General features: G+C 73.4%; 23 protein-coding genes. 2 read left to right on the forward strand and 21 right to left on the reverse strand.

The window, feature by feature from the left end; translation table 11 throughout:
• Positions 1-58: 58 nt before the first annotated feature.
• Positions 59-892, forward strand: coding sequence for a helix-turn-helix transcriptional regulator (locus tag ABZS58_RS06065; protein WP_354778113.1), 834 nt, complete (start codon positions 59-61; stop codon positions 890-892).
• Between the two features lie 142 nt (positions 893-1,034).
• On the opposite strand, the gene ABZS58_RS06070 is transcribed toward ABZS58_RS06065, so the two are convergent.
• Genes ABZS58_RS06070 through ABZS58_RS06130 form a run of 13 tightly spaced genes read right to left on the reverse strand, consistent with a single transcriptional unit; the run spans position 1,035 to position 12,705 of the window.
• On the reverse strand, positions 1,035-1,823 hold the full coding sequence (locus tag ABZS58_RS06070; protein ID WP_354778115.1) for a hypothetical protein: 789 nt from the start codon (positions 1,821-1,823) through the stop codon (positions 1,035-1,037).
• A gap of 3 nt (positions 1,824-1,826) precedes the next feature.
• Positions 1,827-2,273, reverse strand: a complete 447-nt coding sequence (locus tag ABZS58_RS06075) for a hypothetical protein (RefSeq protein WP_354778117.1) — start codon at positions 2,271-2,273, stop codon at positions 1,827-1,829.
• A 2-nt stretch (positions 2,274-2,275) separates the two neighbouring features.
• Positions 2,276-3,328 (reverse strand): PASTA domain-containing protein, encoded by a 1,053-nt coding sequence (locus ABZS58_RS06080; protein WP_354778119.1) that lies wholly within the window; start codon positions 3,326-3,328, stop codon positions 2,276-2,278.
• A gap of 12 nt (positions 3,329-3,340) precedes the next feature.
• Entirely contained in the window at positions 3,341-3,814 is a 474-nt protein-coding gene (locus tag ABZS58_RS06085) for a phage tail protein (RefSeq protein ID WP_354778121.1), read from the reverse strand.
• Complete coding sequence (locus ABZS58_RS06090; RefSeq protein WP_354778123.1) at positions 3,804-6,356, reverse strand: baseplate J/gp47 family protein; 2,553 nt, start codon at positions 6,354-6,356, stop codon at positions 3,804-3,806. Before ABZS58_RS06090 ends, ABZS58_RS06085 begins: the two co-directional genes overlap by 11 nt.
• Positions 6,353-6,745 (reverse strand): GPW/gp25 family protein, encoded by a 393-nt coding sequence (locus ABZS58_RS06095; protein WP_354778125.1) that lies wholly within the window; start codon positions 6,743-6,745, stop codon positions 6,353-6,355. Before ABZS58_RS06095 ends, ABZS58_RS06090 begins: the two co-directional genes overlap by 4 nt.
• Positions 6,742-7,080: a hypothetical protein gene (locus ABZS58_RS06100; protein ID WP_354778127.1), complete on the reverse strand. Its 339-nt coding sequence runs from the start codon at positions 7,078-7,080 to the stop codon at positions 6,742-6,744. The genes ABZS58_RS06095 and ABZS58_RS06100 overlap by 4 nt, the downstream gene beginning before the upstream one ends.
• Positions 7,077-8,558 (reverse strand): phage baseplate assembly protein V, encoded by a 1,482-nt coding sequence (locus tag ABZS58_RS06105; RefSeq protein WP_354778129.1) that lies wholly within the window; start codon positions 8,556-8,558, stop codon positions 7,077-7,079. The genes ABZS58_RS06100 and ABZS58_RS06105 overlap by 4 nt, the downstream gene beginning before the upstream one ends.
• A gap of 8 nt (positions 8,559-8,566) precedes the next feature.
• Positions 8,567-9,295, reverse strand: coding sequence for a hypothetical protein (locus ABZS58_RS06110; RefSeq protein WP_354778131.1), 729 nt, complete (start codon positions 9,293-9,295; stop codon positions 8,567-8,569).
• Positions 9,283-10,293, reverse strand: a complete 1,011-nt coding sequence (locus ABZS58_RS06115) for a hypothetical protein (RefSeq protein ID WP_354778132.1) — start codon at positions 10,291-10,293, stop codon at positions 9,283-9,285. Before ABZS58_RS06115 ends, ABZS58_RS06110 begins: the two co-directional genes overlap by 13 nt.
• Positions 10,271-10,762 carry a phage tail protein gene (locus ABZS58_RS06120; RefSeq protein WP_354778134.1) on the reverse strand — a complete coding sequence of 164 codons (492 nt, stop codon included), beginning with the start codon at positions 10,760-10,762 and terminating at the stop codon, positions 10,271-10,273. Before ABZS58_RS06120 ends, ABZS58_RS06115 begins: the two co-directional genes overlap by 23 nt.
• A gap of 13 nt (positions 10,763-10,775) precedes the next feature.
• On the reverse strand, positions 10,776-11,993 hold the full coding sequence (locus ABZS58_RS06125; RefSeq protein ID WP_354778136.1) for a phage tail sheath subtilisin-like domain-containing protein: 1,218 nt from the start codon (positions 11,991-11,993) through the stop codon (positions 10,776-10,778).
• Between the two features lies 1 nt (position 11,994).
• The gene (locus ABZS58_RS06130; RefSeq protein ID WP_354778138.1) at positions 11,995-12,705 is read right to left on the reverse strand and encodes a carboxypeptidase-like regulatory domain-containing protein; all 711 of its coding nucleotides are present in this window, start codon (positions 12,703-12,705) and stop codon (positions 11,995-11,997) included.
• A gap of 195 nt (positions 12,706-12,900) precedes the next feature.
• Here ABZS58_RS06130 and ABZS58_RS06135 point away from each other — a divergent pair, with 195 nt between their 5' ends.
• The gene (locus ABZS58_RS06135) at positions 12,901-14,013 is read left to right on the forward strand and encodes a hypothetical protein (RefSeq protein ID WP_354778140.1); all 1,113 of its coding nucleotides are present in this window, start codon (positions 12,901-12,903) and stop codon (positions 14,011-14,013) included.
• 31 nt (positions 14,014-14,044) lie between these two features.
• Here ABZS58_RS06135 and ABZS58_RS06140 read toward each other — a convergent pair whose 3' ends face one another.
• The 8 genes from ABZS58_RS06140 to ABZS58_RS06175 form a co-directional block, all read right to left on the reverse strand.
• The gene (locus ABZS58_RS06140; protein WP_354778142.1) at positions 14,045-14,350 is read right to left on the reverse strand and encodes a substrate-binding domain-containing protein; all 306 of its coding nucleotides are present in this window, start codon (positions 14,348-14,350) and stop codon (positions 14,045-14,047) included.
• Positions 14,351-14,479: 129 nt separating this feature from the next.
• Positions 14,480-16,921, reverse strand: coding sequence for a PQQ-dependent sugar dehydrogenase (locus tag ABZS58_RS06145; protein ID WP_354778144.1), 2,442 nt, complete (start codon positions 16,919-16,921; stop codon positions 14,480-14,482).
• A 102-nt stretch (positions 16,922-17,023) separates the two neighbouring features.
• Positions 17,024-17,452 carry a hypothetical protein gene (locus ABZS58_RS06150; RefSeq protein WP_354778145.1) on the reverse strand — a complete coding sequence of 143 codons (429 nt, stop codon included), beginning with the start codon at positions 17,450-17,452 and terminating at the stop codon, positions 17,024-17,026.
• A gap of 32 nt (positions 17,453-17,484) precedes the next feature.
• Positions 17,485-17,700 (reverse strand): hypothetical protein, encoded by a 216-nt coding sequence (locus ABZS58_RS06155; protein ID WP_354778147.1) that lies wholly within the window; start codon positions 17,698-17,700, stop codon positions 17,485-17,487.
• Positions 17,697-17,981 (reverse strand): hypothetical protein, encoded by a 285-nt coding sequence (locus ABZS58_RS06160; RefSeq protein WP_354778149.1) that lies wholly within the window; start codon positions 17,979-17,981, stop codon positions 17,697-17,699. Before ABZS58_RS06160 ends, ABZS58_RS06155 begins: the two co-directional genes overlap by 4 nt.
• Before the next feature lie 57 nt (positions 17,982-18,038).
• Complete coding sequence (locus ABZS58_RS06165) at positions 18,039-20,843, reverse strand: glycoside hydrolase family 9 protein (RefSeq protein WP_354778151.1); 2,805 nt, start codon at positions 20,841-20,843, stop codon at positions 18,039-18,041.
• A 65-nt stretch (positions 20,844-20,908) separates the two neighbouring features.
• Entirely contained in the window at positions 20,909-21,313 is a 405-nt protein-coding gene (locus ABZS58_RS06170; protein WP_354778153.1) for a DUF2809 domain-containing protein, read from the reverse strand.
• Positions 21,306-21,902 (reverse strand): hypothetical protein, encoded by a 597-nt coding sequence (locus tag ABZS58_RS06175; protein WP_354778155.1) that lies wholly within the window; start codon positions 21,900-21,902, stop codon positions 21,306-21,308. The genes ABZS58_RS06170 and ABZS58_RS06175 overlap by 8 nt, the downstream gene beginning before the upstream one ends.
• Positions 21,903-21,923: the final 21 nt, after the last annotated feature.

Genomic DNA, 21,923 nt, shown 5'->3' on the forward strand with positions numbered 1-21,923 from the left:
TATCCACGGCCTCTCGATCCCAGGCTGCGGTCCCGCATCCGGTGGTACAACGGGAACCATGATTGATCGGGCCGGGCTCGCCGAGTTCCTGCGGCACCGCCGGGGGTCGCTGCGACCCGAGGACGTCGGCCTCCCGCGCGGCCAGCGGCGCAGGACCAGCGGCCTGCGCCGCGAAGAGGTCGCCACGCTGTGCCACATCTCCGCCGACTACTACAGCCGCCTGGAGCGCGAGCGCGGCCCGCACCCGTCCGAGCAGATGATCGCCTCGCTCGCGCAGGGGCTGCACCTGTCCCTCGCCGAGCGCGACCACCTCTTCCGCCTCGCCGGTCACAACCCGCCCGTCAGGGGCTCGACCAGCGCACACATCAGCCCCGGCCTGCTGCGCATCTTCGACCGGCTCGCCGACACCCCCGCCGAGATCGTCACCGAGCTCGGCGAGACCCTGCGGCAGACCGCGCTGGGCGTCGCTCTCACCGGCGACAACACCCGTTTCACCGGCCCCGCGCGCGCCATCGGCTACCGCTGGTTCACCGACCCCGCGTGCCGGGCGCTGTACCACCCCGACGACCATCCGCTGCACGCCCGCGTCTTCGCCGCCGGGCTGCGCCGGGTGGTGACGCTGCGCGGTCCCGGCTCCTGGGCTGCGCACCTGCAGCAGCTGCTGCTCGCCGGCAGCGCGGAGTTCCGCGCCGTGTGGGACGAGCACGAGGTCGACGTCGGCTACAACCACACCAAACGCTTCGTGCACCCCTCGCTGGGTGACCTCGACCTCGCCTGCCAGTCGCTGCTCGACCCCGACCAGTCCCACGCCCTGCTGGTGTACACCGCTGTCCCCGGCACCGAGAGCCACGAGAAACTCCAGCTGCTCTCCGCCGTCGGCGCCCCGTGCTAGCGCGGGTCCGGGCCCGCCATCCGCCGATCCTCCCAGCCCGGCGCGCCGGGCCGCCCCTGACCGCCGTCCACTTTGACGGCCCCGGCGGCCGAGGGGTCGGACCCATCGGGCCACCGGGTGCGCGCGTCGTACCGGGCGCTGGTCAGGTGGCCGGCTGGAGGGCGGTGGTGCGGGCGGTGTCGGCGGAGGCGCGGGCTGCCGTCACGATGCCGACGACGGCGCCGATGAGCAGGACGACGGCCCAGATCAGGGCGACGACCGCGACCACGATGCCGGCCACCGCGTCGGTGATGCTGACCAGGACGCCCGGGACGAGGCCGTGCAGGAACGTCACGACGACGTTGCAGAGCAGGGAGCTCAGGGTGAGCAGGACGAGGCCCTTGTTCTGCAGGAAGCGGGGCTGGGCGGCGACGAGCGAGCCGGCGAAGACGAGCTTCAGGAACATCAGCAGGGAGAGGATGACGGTGGCGGTACCGCGCGGGAACGAGCCGAACAGGATCAGGTAGGCGATCGTGCCGAACGGGAAGGCCAGCAGCAGGGCCACCATCAGGACCAGCTTCGCCACCGCCAGGAAGATGAGGCCGAGCGAGGCGAGGATCAGCAGGATCGCCACGACGAGGGTGACGACGCCCTGGAGGCGGCCGTGCAGGCGGTGCGGGACGACCAGACCCGCGGCCATCAGGCCGACGGTGAAGAGGGCCGCGAAGTCCAGCAGCGCCAGGTAGGGGATGCCGACGCCGGAGGGGCGTTCGACGTGGCCGCCGGCCGGGACCTGCGCGCCGAGCGCGGCGGCGTTGTCGGTCAGCGCGGTGCCCGCGTCGACGCCGCCGATGAGGAGCTGCTCGCCGAGCTCGACGCAGACGACGAGGGCCATGGCGACCAGGGCGACGATGAAGAACGGGGTGCGGAGGCGCTCCGTTGCCGACGACATGGCTCAGTCCTCCCGGACGACGGTGAGGGTGCAGGTGCGGGCACCGGCGCAGATGAGGTCGATGTCGGTGGCGGCCTTGTCGACGGTCACCTCGACGGTGTCGCCGGCCTTCGCGTCGCTGCGCACCAGGGTGTCCTGGCCGGGGGCCGGCGCCTGCACGCCGACGTCGCTGCCGGCGTGCAGGCGGACGGTGCGGCGGCCCTTGCCCGCGGCGACCCGCACCACGCACGTGCCGTCCTTCACGACGAACGCGTCGCCGGTGCGGCACGGCGCGCTGAGGTCGGCGGGATCGGCGGCGGGGGTCTTCGCGAACTTCGCCCCGAACCATTCGACGAGCCCGCCCGGCTCCCGCAGAGCGTCGTCGTCTTCCTTCCCAGAAAAGGCCGACCCCACGAACATCGCCGTGATCAGCACGAGGACCGCGATCACGACCTTCGTCTGCTTCGTCATGGCTACGCCACCATCTGGGCGACCAGCGCGGTCGCGGTCGGGCCGGTCCCGCCGAAGTCGTCGACGGCCTGCACCGTCCACTGGATGTTGCCGTTGAACGCCAGGTTGACGATGCCGAGCGTCAGGTTCTGCGCGGGCCGCATCGCCGGGGTGAACGTCTTCGCCTCGGTGCGGGCGGACAGCGTCGGCAGGTACTGGCAGCCGTTGATGATGGGCGGCTGCACGCACGTGTACATCGACACCTGCACGACCCAGCGGGTCACGTACGCCTCGGGCTGCTCCCAGACGAGCTTGCCGTCGGCCTGCTTCAGCTGCGCGTTCGCCGGGGTCTTCAGCACCGGCGCGCTCAGCCGCACCGCGACGACCAGGTCCACGGCGGTGCCGGCGGCCACGGTCTTCGCGGCGGGGACGCTCTGCTCGACGACGGTGTCGGCCTTCGCCGGGTCGTTGCGGTGCTTGATCGTGCCGGCGGTCAGACCCGCCTGCTTCAGGGCGAACAGAGCCTGGGTCTCGTTGAGCCGGGCGAGGTCCGGCACCGGGATCGGCCCGGACGGCGGCGCGGTGACCGACGGCGCCGGCGAGGCGGCCACCTCGACGGAGTCGCCGCCGCCGAGGGTCAGCACGAGCGTGATCGTGACGACGGTGATGACGACCAGCGCCGCGGCGATCGCGATGATCCACCACGGGACCTTGCGCTCCGGCGGCGCCGGCGGGGCGGCGACGTCGAAGACGACCCGGCCGCTGAGCACGGACGACTCCTCGGGCGCGGAGTCCGCTGAGTACACGCGGCCCTGCACCTCGTAGGCGCCGGGCTTCGCGTCGGCGGGGACGTGCACCTTGAGCAGGAACGACGCGGACGCGGCCGGCAGGACCCGGCGCTGCGGGTCGTCGACGGTGAACCAGGACGGGTCGGCGTCGCCGCCGGGGACCGGCTCGAACACGACGCGGTCCGCGGCCCGGCCGGGGTTGGTGACGGTGAACGTGGTGCCGCCCTGCTTCGCGTCGTCCAGGGCGATGCGCTCGGCGGCGGTCGTGACGACCCACTTGGTGGACATGACGTACCCCTTCTAAACGATGGAGACGGTGACGGCAGCGGGCTTCTCCTGCTGCACCACCAGCCGGATCAGGGACAGCTGGTCGCGGGCGGCGTCGGGGACCCGCACGACGACGTGGAACGCCCGGTCGGCGGGCTCCTCGACGGTGAACCCGGGCACCCCGGTCACCGTCGCCAGCAGCGCGCACAGCCCGGCGGCGGTGCCCCGGCCGCGGGCCAGGTCGCCGGCCCGGGCGACGAGGTCCCGCTGCCGTCCGGACGGCAGCGACCGTCCGATGTGGTCCATCGCCACGCACCGCAGCAGGAACGGCAGGAACGCCTCAGGCGCCCGGTACGCGGCGAAGAGCTCGTCGACGGCGGCCAGGCGCCGCTCGGTCGGCGCGTGCATCGCCTCCATGACGTCCAGCAGCGCGACCAGGACGCTGCCGGGCTGGGCGGCGGACTGGTACACGGCGGGCAGCAGCCGCGCGATGTCGTCATGCCGCATGCAGACGCACCACCTCGACGTCGTGCTCGCCGGAGCACAGCAGCCACGTCGGCGGGATCGTCACCGGCTGCCGGGTCTCCCGGTCGGCGGTGAACGTCCACGTCTTCGCGTCGCCGCTGCGGTACACGCCTCTCGGGCCGCCCGCGAGGAAGAGCGCGTCACCCGAGGCGATGGCGGCCACCGGCTCGAACCTGGTCCGGTCCCGCAGCGGCAGGCCGGCGTTGACGTTCGCCGCCTCCCACTGCGGGGTCTTGCTCGACGTGTCCAGCCGCAGCACCCCGGCGCTCTGCGTGGCGGCGAGCACGGTCGAGCCGGCGAAGTCGAGGTCCCAGCAGGTGCCGCCGGACCAGCCGGACACGACCTGCTCCCACCGCACGTCGGCCTCGAAGAGCCGGGCCCGGTGGCAGCCCTGGCCGGGCCGGTTGGGGTCGGACTCGCCGGCGCCGATCCACACCAGCGTCGACGGGCCGTCGTACTGGATCTCGATCGCCCGGGCGTCGGTGCCGCGCAGCCCGATGTGCGTGAACGTGCCGGCCGTTCCGGCGTCGGTGGACAGGTACACGCCGTACTTCGCCTGCGCGGCGAGGACCACCCCGTGCGTGCCGCGTTCGGACACGAACGAGCGGACGCCGGAGAAGCCGCGGCCGGGGTCGGTGTTGTCGACGAGCACCTGCAGCGGCACCGCGCCCTCCTCGGCCGCCAGCTCGTAGAGGCCGGCGTCGGTGGCGCACAGCAGCGTCGCGACCCCTTCCCGGTCGACCCAGGCGACGTCGGCGATCGCCGGCTCCAGAGCGGCGACGAGGGTCCAGGTCTCGCCGAGGTCGGTGGAGACGTGCACAGCGCTGGCCCCGTCCGCGGTACGGGCCACGGCGGCGACCAGGCCCGGCCGGGCCGTGATGCCGGGCCGGTTCGGTGCGGGCGCCGCCACGATCCGCCGGACGTCCTCGGCCGGGAACCGTCCCGCCGGCTCCCACCCGGCGCCGCCGTTGGTGGAGCGGAACACCACCTCGCCGCAGCCGGCGTACCAGGTGCCGTCCTGGAACCGGTCGGCGACCACGGACCGCACGGTCCCGTCGGGGACCTCGTCGACCACGAACCGCACGTCGTCGACGTACCGGACGCCCGGCTCGGCGGACTCCAGCATCCGGTACACGTTCGACGCGCGCAGCGGCTCGCCGAACGCCCAGCCGGTGCGGGTCATCGGCGTCGGCAGCGGGCTGATCGTCGCGTACAGCCTGTCGTTGATCCGGCGGCGGACCGCGTCGACGTCCTCGTGGTCGCCGACGACGACCCTGGCCCGCACCGACACCGCCTTGTAGCGGGCCCAGCCGGCGACGACCCGGGTGCCGAGCGCCCGCCGCTCGTCGAGGTCCTGCTGGGTGTGCAGCCGCACGTCCTCGCCCTGCACCTCCAGGAGCTTCGCCACCGGCAGCCGCCAGTCCGGCCGTGACCCGTCCCCGACGTGCGGGACGAGGACGACCTCGACCTCGCCGGGCCGGGCGAAGGACCACATGGTGCTGCGGGTGAAGGCGGTCGCCCGGGCCACCGCCGCCGACGCGGCCGTCGCCAGGAGCTCGAAGTCGCGGGCGGTGACCGCGCGGCGCAGCGCGAAGAACTCGTACGGCCCGCGGGTCAGCGCGGCGTCGACCGGTTCCAGGTCCCGGCCACCGAACGCCGGCTGCTCGTTGGTCACCCGCACGCCCGGCACCGGGTCGCGCGGCGCGGTCACGGTGTGCGCCGCCACGTTCCCGGCGGCGCCGCCGCCGACCCGGTACCAGATCCGCACCTCCCGGCCGGTCGGCGGGACCGCCGCGACCGGCGCCCCGCCCGCGTCGACGGCCGGCGCGAACGTGACCGTGCCGGTGCTGCGGTCCAGGTGGTAGACGAGCGCGTCGGCCGGTACCCCGGCGAAACCCGCGACCGGTTGCCAGATGACGAACGAGCGGCCGTCGTGCTCCCGCGCGGGGACACCGTCGGCGACCTCGTCGGCGGGGGTCTGCACGCCGAGCATCACGTCGAGGTGCTCGGTGGTGGTGACGACCGGCGCCTTCGCCGTGCGCAGCACCTGCCCGGGCATGCCGGTGCCGAGCCCGATCAGCTCGGCGGCGACGGGTTCGCAGTGGTGCGCCCTCGTGGTGACCGCCGTCGCGTCGCCGGCGAGCACGACGGTCTCGGTGGTGACGAACACGACCGGCTGCGGGTCGGCGCCCTGCGCGGTCGCGACCCTGGTGCCGGCCGGGATCGTGACCCGGCCGGTGTCGGCGCCGGTGCGGGTGAACGTCAGCTCCGTCCACGCGGCCGCCGGCGCGTGCCGGGTGATGCCGAGCAGGTTGAGGAACTCGATGTAGGCCTTGTCGGGCAACCGGTTCAGCCGGTACAGCAGGACCTCGGTGAGATGCGCGAACACCTCGACCAGGGCGATGCCGGGATCGTGCACCGACAGGTCGGTCCAGCCGGGGCAGGAGCGGGCGATGCGGTCGCGGGCCTCGCGGACGAGGTCGGTGAACGTGCGGTCGTCGAGGTTGGGGATCGGCAGGGTCATGACGGGCTCCCGTCGGACGCCGGACCGAGGTCCAGCGGGATGTCGAGTTCGGCGAGGGTGAGCGTGGCGCGCACCCGGTACCGCAGCTGGATGGTCAGCCGGGTCGCGACGTCCGGGTCGGCGGCGGCGTCCAGCGACACGATCTCCGCGCGTGGCTCCCACCGCTGGACCGCCTGCCGGACGTAGTGCACGGCCAGCCCGGCGGTGGTGTGGTCGTTGGGCGCGAACAGCAGCCGGTTGAGGTGGCAGCCGTACAGCGGCCGCATCAGCCGCTCACCGGGCGTGGTGGCCAGGAGCAGCAGCAGCGCCTGGCGGACCGCGGCGTCACCGTCCACCATGGACAGCGAGCCGGTCGCGGTGAGTGCGGGGGAAAAGCGGATCGCTCTCATGCGTCGGCCCCCACGAACGCCTGTCCCGGGTCGCGGACCGTGTAGTGCACCGTGCCGGGGACCGTGCCGTCGGTCAGGCCGTCCAGGTTGGACAGTGCGACCCGGTGGCCGTCCACGCGGATCCAGGTGCTGTACCCGGTCTGCACGGCCAGGGTGGTGGTGCAGGGTTTCATGGTCGGGCCGATGTTGGGGCAGCCGGCGATCGTGCGGCCCTGCGGGTCGTCGTCGACCAGGACGTCGGCGCCGGCGACGGTGACCCAGTGCTGCGAGGCGGTGTTGGCCACCCGGCCGTCGTGGCCGCAGCGCACGACGGCCCGCACCGTGACGAGCCTCATGTCAGACCTCCGATGACGGCGTGCTCGAAGTCGACCGACCGGGCCTTGACGGTGATGCCGTGCCCGGGCGCCTCCAGGACCAGGTCGGTGGCGGCATGCAGCCGCACCGTGTCGGGTGCGAGGTGCAGGTAGCTGCCGTCGGCGGTCTCCACCCGCAGGGACCGCTCCTCGTCGTCGACGACGATCGACTGCCCGCGGGCCGTCCGCATCGACCAGCGCCGGACCGAGTTGCCCGAGACGCCGGCGCCGTCGGGGGCCTTCGTCGTGCCGAACAGCGAGCCGAGGACGACCGCGTCGCCGGAGGCGTCGTGCGGCAGCGCCACGAGGACCGGATCGCCGACATCGGGCAGCACCACCAGGCCCTTGCCGTCGCCGGCGCCGGGCACCAGCAGCGACACCCAGCCGGCGTCGAGCCCGCCGTGCGCCTGCAACGCGACCCGGACCCGGCCGCAGCCGTCGGGGTCGTCGACGCCGGTCACCCGCCCGAGCGTCAGCGACGCACCGGGCCGGGTCACCTCCCGCGCCGGCGGCCGCGTCGACACCCGCGCCAGGTAGCCGTCGGCGTCCACTGTGGACACGACCTCGGTGAGCACGTAGGTGCCGTCGAGGGCGGCGGCGACGCCACGCACGGCGATCCGGCGCCCGGCCCGCAGCGCCGCGTTGCCCGCCGCGATCCCGTCGAGGGTCACGGCCCGAGCGGCGCCGACGTCCAGGGCGCCCTGCGCGACGGCGCGCAGCTCGTCCTCGGTGCGGGCCGACTCGTCGACGAGCGTCAGCGGCGCGCGACTGCCGGGCCGCAGCGCGATGTCCCGGCCCTGTCGCGGCTGCGCGGCGGTCCCGGTGAACGCCGCCGCCCGCTGCGGGTGCCAGCCGACCGCCTCGCAGCGCGCCGCGAGCCGGTCGACGCCCGCGGCCACGTCGGCGTGGTGCAGGTCCCGGCCGTACTGCATCGGGACCGGGTCGCCGTGACCCTGCAGGGTCAGCACCCGCAGGTCGTCGCCGTCCAGGACGGCGAACAGCCCGACCCGGCCGAGGGTCTCGGTCAGCAACTGCAGGTCGCGCTGCCGGTGCTGCACCACCCGCTCGAACCGCGGCCCGTCCTCGCCGCCGTGCACGCGCACCCCCGGCAGGTCACCGGCGAGCGCCCGCGCGAGATCGGCGGCGCCGACCCGCTCGAACGACCGCACGCTCTGCCGCGCCCGGAGCCGGTGCAGCAGGTCGTAGCCGGTCAGCCGGGTCTCGGTGCCGCCGTCGGCCGTGCGGGTCAGCCCCACGCCGGTCACCTCGCCGGTGAAGAGCGGACGGGCGTCTGCGCCGACCCGCACGACGAGCGCGGCACCGAGCAGCTCCAGAGCGCGGCCGTGCGGGTCGTCGAGGGTCAGCTCGCACTGCGCCGGCTGCGACAGCCGGGTGGTGACCCGCACCCCCGCGACGCGGCACCCGTCGGGCAGGTCGGTGCCGGCCGCGGTCACCCGCACCGCCGGCATCATGACGCGCCGCCCGTCACCGGCACCGACAGCACCCGGCCGGGCGCGACCGCGAGGGGGTCGTCGACGCCGTTGTGCTCGGCGAGCTCCCGCCACCGCATCGGGCTGCCGAGCGCCTCCGCCGCGAGAAGGTCGATCCGGGCGCCGGCGCTGCCCGGCCCGTTGGTGCCGCCGCCGAGCGCCTGCACCGCCGTGGGTGCCGTGCCGGGCGCGGTCCCGGCCTCGGCGCGGGCGAGCTCCTCATCGAAGTCGCGGGCGGCGGCGTGCTTCGGCTCGTCGACCCGCACCAGCTTCAGCCGCATCCACGACCGGCCGGGCGCGCCTGTCGGCCCGAACGCGTCGAAGCGCTCCGCGATCGCGGCGATGACGCCCGGCACGTTCCACGACCGGCCCCACACGAGACGGATCAGCGGAGGCCGCGCCGCGCCGAGCTCTTCGGCGGTGTTCTCCGCGAGGTTCCACAGGTTCGCCGTCAGCTGCCGGACGTCCTGCGGCGCGGACCGCGATTCGACGAACGCGACGTCGAACACCATGTCCAGCAGCAGTTCGGTGCGCCCGCCACCGGTGAACCGCACCGGGTCGTCCACCCGCCCCCGCCCGACCAGGCGACCGTCACCGGCCGCGGGCGTGCGGATGCCGGCGAGTCGTCTGACCTCGAACGTCTCGGGGTTGAGCAGGCAGTCGATCCGCTCGCCGGTGTCGTCGACGACGAACGCTACGCGTTCCATGGCAGTCCTCGCTGTTCCTCGTCGAGCCGCCGGGCCCGGTCGTCGCCGCCCCTGCGCGGAGCGACCGTCCACTGTGCTGTGTCATCGGGAAGTTCGGGCCACCGTCCGGGAATGGTTGCTCCTGTGCCGTTTTCCGCAGAGGTACGAGGCCTGTCACGCACGCCGAGGTCCGGGGGTTGTCCGGCCCGGGGCCGCACCGCCTGACCGTCCGGACGGCCGCCGCCGCTCACGCCGCTCGCTGCGCTCCGAGCGTCCCCGTCCTCCCCGTCGAGCCGGGGCCACGGTCCGGGGGTGGCCTCCGGCGCCGCGGGTCGCGCCGCGGGTTTCGGTGGATCCGCCGGTCGCGGGTCGGGCTTCCACGCGACGCGGGCCGAGTCCGGAAGATCGGGCCAGCGCAGCACCACCGGACCGGGATCGTGCGGCCCGAGTTCAGGAAGGTGGACCACGGGTCGCCTCGTCGCGCCGATCCTGGACTTCGTGCCGGGTCGCGGCCGGACCGGCACGGGGACGAGCTCCTCGAGCTCGGTCCGTGGTGCCGGCGGTCGCGCGGATCCGGGGGAGAGCGCCGGATCCGGCACGGCACGCCGCAGCTGGATGTCCACGGTGGACGTCACCACACCGCGGGGCGCGGCGGCCGCGGTGACCGCGACCGCCGTCTCCACCCGCGACACCGGGGGTGCCGGATCAGCTGCCGCGACCTCGCGCACGTCCGACCGCACGAGTTCCGGCGTCCGCGGCACCGGCGCGGGCGACGCGATCGAGAGCACCTTGGCCGGAACCTTGGGCTGAGCCGCCGCCCGCACCGCGGGGCGCAGGAGCTGCGGGGCGTGCTGCCGGACCAGGGCCAGCCAGTGCTCGGGAGCCCCGGGCAGCTCCCGCTCCTCGGCCTCGACCACCGGGGCCGGCGCCGCGTCGAGGCGGTCGGCGGCCGCGGTGGCCCGGGCCGCCGTCCAGCGCAGGCACGCCGCGGCGGTGTTACGCAGCCGTCGCGGTGCCACCGCCGGCCTCCCGCTGCAGGCCCTCGTGCGCGAGCACCAGGGTCTCGATGGCCAGTTCGCGGCTCATGGCGTCCAGGGGCGCGCCGTACCACTCCTGCGGCCAGGCGTTGATGAGGTTCCACCGCAGCGCCTCGGCGACTCCGGCGGCGTCGAGCATGACGATGGAGATGTTGCGGCGGCTGACCTTGCCCTCGACGGCGGTCATCAGCCACTGCCACAGGTCGGCGGAGTTGGTCAGGCCGAAGCGCAGCGTCACCGGAGGGTAGGTGACCCGGCCGGGAATGGCGCGCACGACGCTGCTGTTGCCGGCCTCCCGGTAGGAGATCCGCTCGACCTTGACGCCGAGGCCGGTCACCTCCGTGAAGTGGCCCTCGGTGACGTTGTTGATGAGGAGCTTGAAGTTGTACGCGCGAAGCGGGTCGACCGAGTTGCCGGGCTGCGCCGACGGGGCCGGGACAGGTGCGGTCATCGAGCTGCTCCCCTTACTGGGCTTCGGATCCGATGGAGGACTGGCTGAGCTTGAACACGACGAACTCGGCAGGCTTGACCGGCGCCACGCCGATGAGGGCGACGACCTGGCCCGCGTCGCGGACGTCGGCGGGGTTGGTCTCCGCGTCGCACTTGACGAAGAACGCCTCCTGCGGGGTCGCGCCGAGCAGCGCGCCGTCACGCCACACCCGGGTCAGGAACGCGCTGATGTCCCGGCGGATCGAGCGCCACAGCTGCTCGTCGTTGGGCTCGAACACGATCCAGCGGGTGCCGTCGCCGATGGACTCCTTGAGCATCGAGAAGAGCCGGCGGACGTTGAGGTAGCGCCACTCGGACGCCTCCGCGGCCAGGGTGCGCGCGCCCCAGACCCGGATCCCCTCGGACGGGAAGTAGCGGATGCAGTTGACCCCGGCCGGGTTGAGCAGGTCCTGTTCGGCGCGGGTCACCCGGTACGTGAGGTCGACCGCACCCCGGACGGGCTCGTTGGCGGGCGCCTTGTGCACCCCGCGCAGCGCGTCGTTGCGGGCCCAGAGGCCGGCGACGTGCCCGCTCGGCGGGGTCGGCACGACGTCACCGCTCAGCGGGTCGCGCACGACCAGCCACGGCACGTAAAAGGTGCCGTAGTCGCTCTGCCGGGGCCGCAGGCCGCCGTCGTCAGCAGCGGCGGGCGCGGGCTGCTGACCGTCCGCGGGCGCCTTCGCCGGCTTCTTCGCCGGCGGCGGGGTGGCGACCCGAACGAGCCGCTCCACGTCGGTGATCTCCTCCGGCGGGTCGAGGATCGCCATCCGGTCGCCGAGGTTCTCGCAGTGCTTCAGCAGATCCTCGTGCGACAGCACGTCGGTGTAGCCGGGCGCGGCGACGATCGCGATCTCGTCGATCGCCTCGAGCAGACCGAGCCCGGAGCGGGTGCGGCCGGTGCCGGCGATCGGGTCGCCCGGCGGGATGTTGACGACGTAGCAGCGGCCGCCGCCGTTGTCGAAGAACCCGTACACAGCCCGGGCCAGCGGGGTGCTCGCGGGCGTCTCGGTGCCGCCGGCGTAGACGCGCAGGAACTCCGACCAGCTGCCGACGGCGACCGCCTCGTTGCGGCGGGCGTCGTGGTCCGGTGCCGTGCCGACGAAGCCGGCCGTGCTGGTGCCGACCGCGCCGATGGGCCGCGCGCCGCCGCTGACCTCCTCGACGTACACGCCGGGAGACGCGTAGTAGGGCATGTCATGCCTCCTTGATCTCGCACCGGATGACCGCCGGGGCGGCGGCATCGGCGGTGACGTTGTGGTGGAACAGCAGGCCGCGGCCGGACAGCCGCAGCCGCACGTCCCGGCCCGCCGGCAGCCCGTCGAGGACGAACCCGCCGTCGGCGCCGGTGTAGGCGACCTGGGTACGGTCGGCGCTCTCGACCCGCATGCCGGGGACCGGCGTGTCGCGGGGGCCGAGCACCACCCCCGCCAGCGGCCGTATCGGCAGCGTGTCGATCCGCAGCGGCGCGGTGACCCGCGGCGCCACGGGCCGGGGACGGTCGAGGTGACCGGGGACGTCGACGCAGAACGCCGGCCTGGCCGGCACCCCCGCCGACTGCCACACGTGCGCCGGCACCTCGTCGAAGACCGGCAGGTGCGGCCCGGCGGCCGCGACGGTGAGCAGCAGGTCGAGCGTCGCGACGTCGTCGGCGCGCGCGGTGGCCAGCAGGAACCGCATCCGGAACCGGACCGGGTCCACGCCCGTGACGGGCCGCAGGCCCTGCTCGGGCAGCAGCCCGATCAGCCACACGTGCACGTCGGCCTTCTTCGGCCCGGGACCGTCGGGGCCCTTGGAAGCGCTCGGAGCGCCGGCCGTCGGCGGACCGGAGCGGGCCGTGAGGCCGGCGCCGCCGACCCAGCGCAGCAGCGCGGTGCTGGCGGCCTCGACGACACCCGGTGCAGGCATGGCTTGCTCCCCTTCGTCGGTCGGTGGGGTTGAGGTCGCAAGCAGGACGGCCGGCCGGTCCGTCTGATACCAGGTGCCGTTGTCGTCAACCGGACACGCTCCGTGGTGGCGCGGCGGTATCAGCGGCGGCGCCCGGCCGTCCTTGTTCGCGACGCGGGTGCCCGCCCGCGCCGACCACCGAGGAGGCGTTTTCGCATGGACGACGAACCGGCTTTCGGCTTCTTCGGCGGCCCGCAGCTGCGGATCGGCATCAGGGTCGGCAGGCTGCTCCGGCTGGTCGGGCACCGGCTGACCGTCGTCGACGACTTCGCGCCGTTCCGGACGCCGTCGCCGATGTGGGGCAGCACCCGGCCGCAGCCCGGCAGGGCGGCCGTCAGCGACACCGCCCGCGCCGGCGCGCTGCGCGACCTCATCGGCGAGCACCTGCACCTCGGCGACGTGCAGAGCACGGTCGCGAGGGTCGACGGGGACGGACACGAGTACCGCACGGTCATCCGCGGCGGCGTCCTCAGCGCCCGCGCCCGGACCTGGCTTGCGGGCCTGTCGTTCACGGAGTCGGTGACCACGATGCCGCTGTGCTTCGGCCCGCGCGGCCTGCACCTCCCGCCGCACAACGAGCGGTGCTTCGTGCTCAACGCCGAACACACGTGGGAGCGGGTCGAGTACCCGCCGGAGCAGCCGTCGGCGGCGCCGGGGCAGCGCATCGTGCAGCGGTCCGACTTCTGGATGTCCTCCCGCCCGGACATGACGCTCGGCGGTTACACGGCCAGCACGTACCGGGTGGGGCACGGCCTGGACGGCGTCTCCGAGCACGTGCTGGCGCTGCTACCGACCGGGGAGGTCTACTTCGCCGGGCTCGGCGAGGGGCGGGCCGGGCCGCGGGTGGCGGGCGGCTTCAACAACCTGCTGGCGCCGTTCGTGTGCTCGGTGATGGTCCGTTCGTTCGTGTTCTACGCCGAGCTGCAGGCGGAGCGCGCCGAGCGCGGGGACGTGCCGCTCAACCTGGTCACCGACCATCGTTCCGCGTCGGCGGCGCTCGACCGGTACGTCATGCGCCGCGACCGCCGGTTGTGGCTGGCCCGACGGTTCGCCGCCGGCCTGGACCGGCTCATCTGGCTGGCGAAACTGAACAGGACGGTGTCCGACGCGGATCCGGGACCGGTCGAGATGCTGTTCCCGTTCCTGCTGTCGCTGGTGCTGATCCTGGACGACGACCAGTGTTCCGATTTCAGCAGCGCCCTGGTGCTGCTCGACGAGCAGGACCGGCCGGTCGAGCAGACGCCCGTCCCGGTCGGGGACCTACGCTGAGTCGGGCCCCGCGACACGCCGGACACTCGACTCAGCCGTTGGTGCTCTCGCGGATCTCGAGGCGGTGGGGGACCGTGATGCGGCGGGCGGACTGGTCGGCCGTCGTCGCGGTGAGGCGCTCGGCGAGGCGGTCCAGGGCGTGCCGGGCGATGGCCGCCTTGTCCGGCGCGACCGTCGTCAGCGTCGGCGCCGAGTAGCGGCCGTCCTCGATGTCGTCGACACCGGCGACCGCCACGTCGCGCGGCACCCGCAGGCCGGCGCGCAGCGCCGCGCGGATCGCGCCGAGGGCGAGTTCGTCCAGGAGCCGGCCGACGAGCGGGCCGAGCAACCCCTGCATGGCGACAGCGTCGCAGTCATGGGCGACGCGGTGTTTCGAGGGACGGGCGACGGCACGCCGGGGGCGCCCGAGAGGTGGGCGGCCCCGGCGTCGACGCCGGCCGGTATCCGGATGGGCGTCAGCCCGGCGTCAGGAGGCGAAGCGCAGTCGCACGATGACGTTGTTGAGCACCGTCGGGGTGCCGCCGTTCATGTCGTTGTTCGTCGAGGTGAGCCAGAGCCCGCCGTCCGGGGTCTTGACCACCGTGCGCAGCCGGCCCCAGGAGCCGTTGAAGAAGGCCCGCGGCGTGTCGGTGGTGGTGCCGGTGATCTTCATGACCCACAGGCGGGTGCCGCGGACCGCCGCCATGTAGATCCAGTCGTTGACGATCTCGATGCCGCTCGGCGATGCCGACGACGTGCTCCACTGCCGCACCGGGTCGACGAACGCGGGGTTGCCGCACGATCCCTCGCAGGTCGGCCAGCCGTAGTTGCCGCCCGGGGTGATCAGGTTGAGCTCGTCCCAGGTGTTGTCGCCGAACTCCGAGGACCACAGCCGGCCCTGTGAGTCCCAGGCGAGGCCCTGCGGGTTGCGGTGGCCGAGGCTGTAGACGCGGGTGCCGGACGGGTTGCCGGGCGCGGCCGCGCCGGTGGTGGTGACCCGCAGGATCTTGCCGTTGAGCGAGTTCGGGTTCTGCGCGCGGCTGCTGTCCTGGCCGTCGCCGGTGGTGACGTAGATGTAGCCGTCCGGGCCGAACCTCACCCGCCCGCCGTTGTGGAAGCGGTTCTTCGCGATGCCGGTGACGAGCGCCTCGCGCGGTCCGATGGCGCCGTTCTCGTACTTGAACCGGACCAGGCGGTTGTCCGACGCCGCCGTGTGGAAGGCGTACACCCAGTGGTCGGTCGCGAAGGTCGGGCCGACGGCGAGGCCGAGCAGGCCGCCCTCACCGGTCGTGGTGACCGCCTCGGTGACCGTGCCGACGACCGTTTTCTGCCCGGCGGCCGTGACCCGCACGATCTCGAACCGGTCCCGCTCGGCGACCAGCGCGCTGCCGTCGGGCAGGAACGCGATCCCCCACGGCAGGTCGAGCGCGGTGTTCACGTTGCGGTCGAAGACCGGGTCCCCACCGCCGGCCTGCGTCGACGTGGTGACCGCCAGGGCGGCGCTGGGCGCGGACGCGTTGCCGTTCGCGTCGTAGGCGATCACGGTGTACTGGTACCCGGTCGCCGGCGTGAGCCCGGTGTCCGAGGCCGTCAGGTCCGGCACGTCCGCGATCTGCGTGCCGTTGCGCGACACCCGGTACCCACGGACGCCGACGTTGTCGGTGGCGGCGTTCCAGGCCAGGGTCACGGTGCTCGCGGTGACGGCCGTGGCCCGCAGGTTGCCCGGGGTGCTCGGCGGCTGGGTGTCGGTGCCCGGCGGGGTGGTGACCGGCAGGTTGTTGCTGCCCTGCGACGGGTTGCCCGCCGCGTCGTACGCCAGGACGCTGAACACGTACGAGGTGTTCGGCTGCAGCGGCAGGGTGGCGGCGAGGATGTTGCCGCCGACCTCCGCGACCACGTTGCCGCCGTTGTAGACGACGTACCGGGCGACGCCGACGTTGTCGGTGGCGGCGTTCCAGGCGAGGTCGGCGCCGGTGGGCCGGACCGCGCCGACGACCCGCAGGTTGCTCGGCGCGGTCGGCGGCTGGCTGTCCGACGGGGCGGTGACCCGCAGCCGGTCCAGGTTGGGCCCGCCGCCGGCGGTGGTGGCGACGGCCCGGACCGTGTTGGTGCCGGCCGCCAGGGTCGCGGTGACGGTCTTCTCGGCCCACGTCGGCCAGGCGCCGGTGCCCGGGAAGGACAGCCCGGGTGCGGCCGGGGTGCCGTTGACCGTGATGTCCATCGGCCGGTCGACGGTGGTGCCGTTGGCGTACCGCAGCGTCAGCGGGTAGTTGCCGGCCGCCGGGACCGACACGGTGAACTGCACCGCCGAGCCGGTCACGTTGTCGTAGTTGACGAAGCCGGTGCCGGTGTAGCCGGCGTGGTTGGACTCGACCACGCCCTGGGTGATCGTCGCGCTCTCGGCCTGGTAGTCGGTGAACGCCTGCGGCGGAGCGCCGGCGAGGTTCCACTGCTGGCTGCCCAGGGCGGCGTCGCAGGCCCAGATGTGCAGCTTCGAGGCGTCGGCGGTGCCGCCGTTGACGACGTCGAGGCACCGGCCGGTGGCGGGGTTGCTCAGCGCGCGGGTGGCGCTGTTGTACGTCCACTGCTGGTTGGCGTTGCCGGCGGCGCAGTCCCAGATCTGCACCTTGGTGCCGTTGGCGTTGACGCCGCCTGCGACGTCGAGACACTTGGCGCCCAGCGCGCGGACCGTGCCGTCGGTGCCGACGGTCCAGGTCTGCGCGGCGCTGCCGTTGCACGTGTAGAGCTGCACCTGGGTGCCGTTGACGGTGGTCGCGGCGGGGATGTCGATGCATCTGCCGGACGCGACGCCGGTGATCGGTCCGACGGTGTCGGCGTGGGCGGGTGCCGCGCCCGTGACCTGGAGGGCGGCGACGCAGACGGCGGCTGCGACGACCGCGACGATGCGCTTGTTCCGAGGGGAGTGCATCAGGTGCTCCCAGTTGTTAGTCAAGTTTACTTATAGATGTCGCACCATATGTATCCCTTCGATGGCGGTCAATAGCTTGGAGCGGAATGGCACAGTCGGCGGCTACGCCGTCAGGTCGAGCGTCTCGCTCCACCGGTCGTCGCCGGCCTCGACGACGATCCGCACCATGCCCGTGGGCAGGCCGGCCTCGAACACCCACTGCCCGAGCCACTCGGTGCCGGTGCCCCCGTGCGACCAGGCGACCGGCCGCAGCGGCACGCCACCCTGCTCCGCCTGCACCCGCACGGCTTCGAGGGTCACATCGGCCGGGGACCTCGGCGGGCGGGTCCCGGCGGCCGCCGCGGACGTGTACCACTCGGCCATCGCCACCTCGTGCGCCCGCATGGCGGCGAGGGCGTCGTCGTCGGGCACGCCGACCGCGCGCACCGCGACGCGACCGGCCCACGCCTCCACCGTCAGCAGATGCACGGCGATCCCGTCGACGCGGGCAACCAGCTCACCGGACGCGACAACCCGTGGGACACCCGCCATGTGCACGACCATAGCGGCCCGCGCTCGACGGGTTAGCGGCACCACCCGGTCAGCGCCAGGATGTCCGCCGCGATGTCCGGGATCGTCCTTTCGTCGGTGGGCATCCGGTGTACCGACGCCGGCACCGACGCGTCGAGGGACCTTGCCGCGGCGTCGCTGCGCTCCACGTGCAGCTCCACGGCGACGCTGGTCTTGCCGACCCCGGACCTGCCGCCGAGGAACAGCACCTCGCTGCGGCGGCCGGTCATCTGCGGGGGCAGTGGCCGGTGCTGAGCACGACGCCGGTCTGGCCGTCGAGCAGGACGTAGACGTCGCCCTCGACGATGTTGAGGCGGCCGCCGGGCAGCGGGGCGCCGGTGCAGTAGCTCGGGACCGGCAGCCGGTTCGCGAACGCCATCGGCACGGGCGCGGTCGCCGGGGCGGCGGCGAGCAGACCGAGGACGGCGACCGCGGCGGCGCGCGACAGGACGCCGCGGCGCTGCTGCGTCCGGGGCGCCGGCGCGTCGAGGTCGATCACGACGTCGGTCATCACCCCAATGGTAGGCCCCGGCGCGCGCACGCGCCGGGGCCGGTTTCCAGCCGTGTTTCAGCTCGCGGTGCAGGTGACCGTGGCCGGGTTCGCGTTCGTGCCGGTGAACGTGGCGCCGAAGCCCGACGCCGTCGACGCGGCCGGCGCGAGCGCGCCGTTCCAGTCGGCGTTGCGGACGGTGACGGCGGCGCCGGTCTGCGTCCACAGGCCCGACCAGCCGTTGGTGACCCGCTGGTTGCCCGGGAACGTGAACGTGACCGTCCAGCCGGTGATCGCCTGGCCGCCGGAGTTGCGCACCGTCACCTCGCCGTTGAAGCCGTCGCCCCACTGGTTCGTGACGCGGTAGGTGGCCTCGCAGGATTTCCCGGTGGTGGTCCCGGTCGTCGTGACCGTGACGGGATCCGACAGCGTCGACAGGTTCCCGGCGGCGTCCTTCGCCCGGACGGCGAACTGGTACGCGGTGGACGCCGTGAGCCCGGTGACCGCGGCGGTCGTGCCGGTGGCGGTGGCGACGACGACCGGCCCGGCGGTGCCGCCGAGGCGCAGGACGTCGTAGCCGGTGACGCCGACGGTGTCGGTCGACGCGGCCCAGGTGAGGGTCGCGCCGCTGCTGGTGACCGCCGACGCGACCGGCGTGCCGGGCTTCGTCGGCGGCGTGACGTCACCGGTGGACGGTGCCGTGGTGACGGTGCCGGCGGCCGACGCCGCGGACGCGTTGCCGGAGGCGTCGACGGCGACGACCGTGAAGCTGTACGCGGTCGCCGGCGTCAGCCCGGTGATGGCCAGGGACGTGCCGGTCGTGGTGCCGGCGAGCCCCGCGGCCGAGGAGACCCGGTACTGCGCGACGCCCACGTTGTCGGTGGACGCGGCCCACGAGGCGGTGACCGACGTCGACGTGACGTTCGTGAAGACCGGCGTGCCCGGCGTGGTCGGCGCGGTGGTGTCGACCGGTCCGGTGCCCGGGGCGTCGCCCCAGACCTTGGTGGCACCGTCGAACAGGGTGATGCGGCTGTTCGGGCCCGCGGCCGCCGGGTAGGACCAGTCGTTGGACGGGTCCCACGTGCCGGAGGACGCGATGCGGAACTGGACCTCGCGCCGCCACGCGGACTGCCCGGCCGGCGCGATCTTCTGCCCGGCGCAGCTGACGGTCACGTAGTACGTGCTGCCGCTGACCAGCGTCGGGCCGGTCGGCGCCGCGCACTGGTTGTAGGCGCTGGACAGCGTGATCTGCGACGGCGTGGTCGCGCCGTCGAGGGTGAAGTAGTAGCGGAACGAGCCCTGGTCGAGGGTCCGCGCCGGCCACGCCGACTTGTTGTAGACCATCGCCTTGATCTCGGTGAAGGTCGTGCCGGGGGTGTTGATGGACGACTCGACGTACATCTCGGCGCCGTCCGGGGTCTCCGCGACCGGGAAGTTCGTCAGCGCCGTGCCGCCGAACTCGCCGTACATTCGGGCCAGGGCGGACGTGAGACCGGCGTTGTAGTCGGTGGCGACCTCGTTCATCACGTAGTCGGACCGGCTGTCGGTGTAGCTGTCGTTCGGTGACGAAGGTCCGCCGACGAGCGCGCCGTACAACGTGTGCCGGGAGACCTCGGGGTTGGTGATCTGGTCCGTCCAGGACCCGTGCGCGGTGCGGTGGTGCGGGTTCTTCGGCGGGTTCACCCCGAAGCCGATCATGTAGCTGGCGTGCCGCGGGTTGTCGCCGAGGATGTAGTTGATCTGGCGGACGCCGAAGTCGTGGTACCGCGCCTTGCGGGTGGCGTCGGTCAGCCAGTCGCTGTACAGCAGCGCGACGAAGGACGTGTTGGCCGCGTAGCGCAGCGATCCCCAGCTGTCCAGGACGGCCTGGCCGCCGGGCGACGTGGGCACCTTCTGCCCGTTGACCCCGATCGTCCAGTAGTCGAGCCAGCGGTTGGCGTCGTCGACGTACCGCTGCTTTCCGGTCAGCCGGGCCAGCAGCACGTAGGCGCCGTACGACTTGTCGTCCCAGGCGATCGTCCATTTGTAGGACTTCGTCGTCGTCTGGTTCTCGTTGCTGAGGTTGTCGTAGCCGGCCTCGGCCTTGGCGAGGTAGGCGGCGTCGTTCGTGGCACGGTAGAGCCAGATCGCGCCCCACACGAGCTCGTCGTTGAAGCCGCTCCACGAGTTGTAGTAGCTGGCCGCGTCGGTGATGCACTCGCTGTACTTCTTGCGCACCGAGTCGGCGAACGCGTACAGCTGCTTCGCGTGCGTGACGAGTTTGTCGGCGTACGCGGCGTCCGTCGGGCGGATCACGATCGACGAGGCGGCCATGGCGGCGGCCGTCTCACCGGCGAGGTCCGAGCCGCCGCAGGTGGCGTCGATCTTGTACGACGGGCGCGCCATCGGCATCACCTCGGCCGGTCCCCACCAGGCGTGGTCGGGATTGCCGGCGCCGATCTGTCCATAGAGGACGTTCGGGGCCGGATGGGCCTTGATGAAGTAGTCGTTGACGAACTTCAGGTTGTTGACGAGGTTGGTCAGCTGGCCCGACTGCGCGTAGGCGCTGCGGTACTCCACCGCGCCCCACGCGAGCATCGTGGTGGAGAAGGCCATCGGGAACCCGAACTTGACGTGGTCGCCGGCGTCGAACCAGCCGCCGGTCAGGTCGAGCCCGGCGTCGGCGCCGTCGGTGGTGGCGGCGTTGCCACGCCACCCGACCCGGCTCCACGCGGGTTTCGGCCCGGCCTGCTGGGCCTCGTAGAACCAGATCGACTTCTGCAGTGCCTCCGCGTAGTTGTACGCGGGAGCCGCGGTGGCCGGGGTCGAGGCTGCCACGGCGATGACCGTCGTGGCGGCGGCGACCCCGAGCGCCGCGACTGCGCCGAGAATCCTCCTGCGCATGGTGGTGCTCCTCTCCGGGTGGCGGTGCGCGGATTGAACCCCGTCACCGCCCCGGTCCGGCGGATTCACCGGTCCGCTGCGGTGTCCGCCCAGGTCGCGCCGTGAAACTTTCGTCTGATCGCCAGGTGCGCCAGGACCAGCGGCACGACGCCGACCGGATACCAGGCGAGGTCGGCGGGGTCGAACTTCGCGCCGAGCGCGTACCGGGCCAGGAGGCTCTTCGCGGAGAGGTCCGCTGGAACACCGGTCAGCTGCGCGAGCTCGACCGCCCAGCAGAAGGCGATCGCGACGGCACCGGCGACGAGCGGGGTCGTTCGTGGCCTGATGAGGAACACGCCCGCGTAGATCATCGAGGCGTACAGCGCCGTGCCTGAGTACTGGCGCAGGTCGCCGTCGTCGACGGCCCGGATCCCGAACGCGACCGCCAGGGCGAGCGCGACCCCGCCGAGGGCGGGCAGGCGGCTACGCACCGGCGGGGAACTTCGCCGCGCGGCCGGTGCGCAGGTCGACGGCGGGGCCGCCGGGTCTCGGGTCGCCGGCGGTGAGCAGGACGGTGTGACCTTCCGGGACGCGCACGGCGATGATCATGGACCGGACGGGGTCGCCGTTCTGCGGATCGACGAGCGGCGAGGACTCGTACACCGCCCGTCCGGCGTCGCCGGGCTCGGCGAACACCGTGACGACCGTCGTGATCCAGACCTTCGGGTCGGCGCCGGCCGGGCGGGCGACGAGCGCGAGGACGTAGTCGTGGGTGTCGTCGGGGGCGATGAGCCCGTCGCCGTCCTTGCCCCAGGACACGTCCTTCTCCACCGCGTCGTCGAACCGGCGGGTGGTGACGACCGCGTCGACCCGCACACCGGCGAGCCCGCCGCCGCTCGCCACGGTCGCTCCGGTGCCGGCGAGCCTGCCCAGCAGCGTCCGGTCGGCGTCGATGCAGCACTCGTCGTAGTCGGCCGGGGTGTCCTGGACCGCTTCGTCGAACGTGTCGGCGAACGGCCCGATGCAGCCCGTCAGCAACACCGCCGCCAGTGCCAGGAGCCAGCCCGGTGATCGTTTCACGCGCCGAGTATGCCTGCCCCT

Source organism: Dactylosporangium sp. NPDC005555 (assembly GCF_040605635.1).
GTDB lineage: Bacteria > Actinomycetota > Actinomycetes > Mycobacteriales > Micromonosporaceae > Dactylosporangium.

Coding starts and splice junctions, on each gene's coding strand:
- ABZS58_RS06070 (WP_354778115.1), bottom strand. CDS start 1,823: ATGTCGTCGGCAACGGAGCGCCTCCGCACCCCGTTCTTCATCGTCGCC.
- ABZS58_RS06100 (WP_354778127.1), bottom strand. CDS start 7,080: ATGAGGCTCGTCACGGTGCGGGCCGTCGTGCGCTGCGGCCACGACGGC.
- ABZS58_RS06160 (WP_354778149.1), bottom strand. CDS start 17,981: ATGACCGACGTCGTGATCGACCTCGACGCGCCGGCGCCCCGGACGCAG.
- ABZS58_RS06125 (WP_354778136.1), bottom strand. CDS start 11,993: ATGCCCTACTACGCGTCTCCCGGCGTGTACGTCGAGGAGGTCAGCGGC.
- ABZS58_RS06165 (WP_354778151.1), bottom strand. CDS start 20,843: ATGCGCAGGAGGATTCTCGGCGCAGTCGCGGCGCTCGGGGTCGCCGCC.
- ABZS58_RS06080 (WP_354778119.1), bottom strand. CDS start 3,328: ATGTCCACCAAGTGGGTCGTCACGACCGCCGCCGAGCGCATCGCCCTG.
- ABZS58_RS06135 (WP_354778140.1), top strand. CDS start 12,901: ATGGACGACGAACCGGCTTTCGGCTTCTTCGGCGGCCCGCAGCTGCGG.
- ABZS58_RS06130 (WP_354778138.1), bottom strand. CDS start 12,705: ATGCCTGCACCGGGTGTCGTCGAGGCCGCCAGCACCGCGCTGCTGCGC.
- ABZS58_RS06090 (WP_354778123.1), bottom strand. CDS start 6,356: ATGACCCTGCCGATCCCCAACCTCGACGACCGCACGTTCACCGACCTC.
- ABZS58_RS06110 (WP_354778131.1), bottom strand. CDS start 9,295: ATGGAACGCGTAGCGTTCGTCGTCGACGACACCGGCGAGCGGATCGAC.
- ABZS58_RS06140 (WP_354778142.1), bottom strand. CDS start 14,350: ATGCAGGGGTTGCTCGGCCCGCTCGTCGGCCGGCTCCTGGACGAACTC.
- ABZS58_RS06065 (WP_354778113.1), top strand. CDS start 59: ATGATTGATCGGGCCGGGCTCGCCGAGTTCCTGCGGCACCGCCGGGGG.
- ABZS58_RS06085 (WP_354778121.1), bottom strand. CDS start 3,814: ATGCGGCATGACGACATCGCGCGGCTGCTGCCCGCCGTGTACCAGTCC.
- ABZS58_RS06155 (WP_354778147.1), bottom strand. CDS start 17,700: ATGACCGGCCGCCGCAGCGAGGTGCTGTTCCTCGGCGGCAGGTCCGGG.
- ABZS58_RS06145 (WP_354778144.1), bottom strand. CDS start 16,921: ATGCACTCCCCTCGGAACAAGCGCATCGTCGCGGTCGTCGCAGCCGCC.
- ABZS58_RS06120 (WP_354778134.1), bottom strand. CDS start 10,762: ATGACCGCACCTGTCCCGGCCCCGTCGGCGCAGCCCGGCAACTCGGTC.
- ABZS58_RS06150 (WP_354778145.1), bottom strand. CDS start 17,452: ATGGCGGGTGTCCCACGGGTTGTCGCGTCCGGTGAGCTGGTTGCCCGC.
- ABZS58_RS06095 (WP_354778125.1), bottom strand. CDS start 6,745: ATGAGAGCGATCCGCTTTTCCCCCGCACTCACCGCGACCGGCTCGCTG.
- ABZS58_RS06075 (WP_354778117.1), bottom strand. CDS start 2,273: ATGACGAAGCAGACGAAGGTCGTGATCGCGGTCCTCGTGCTGATCACG.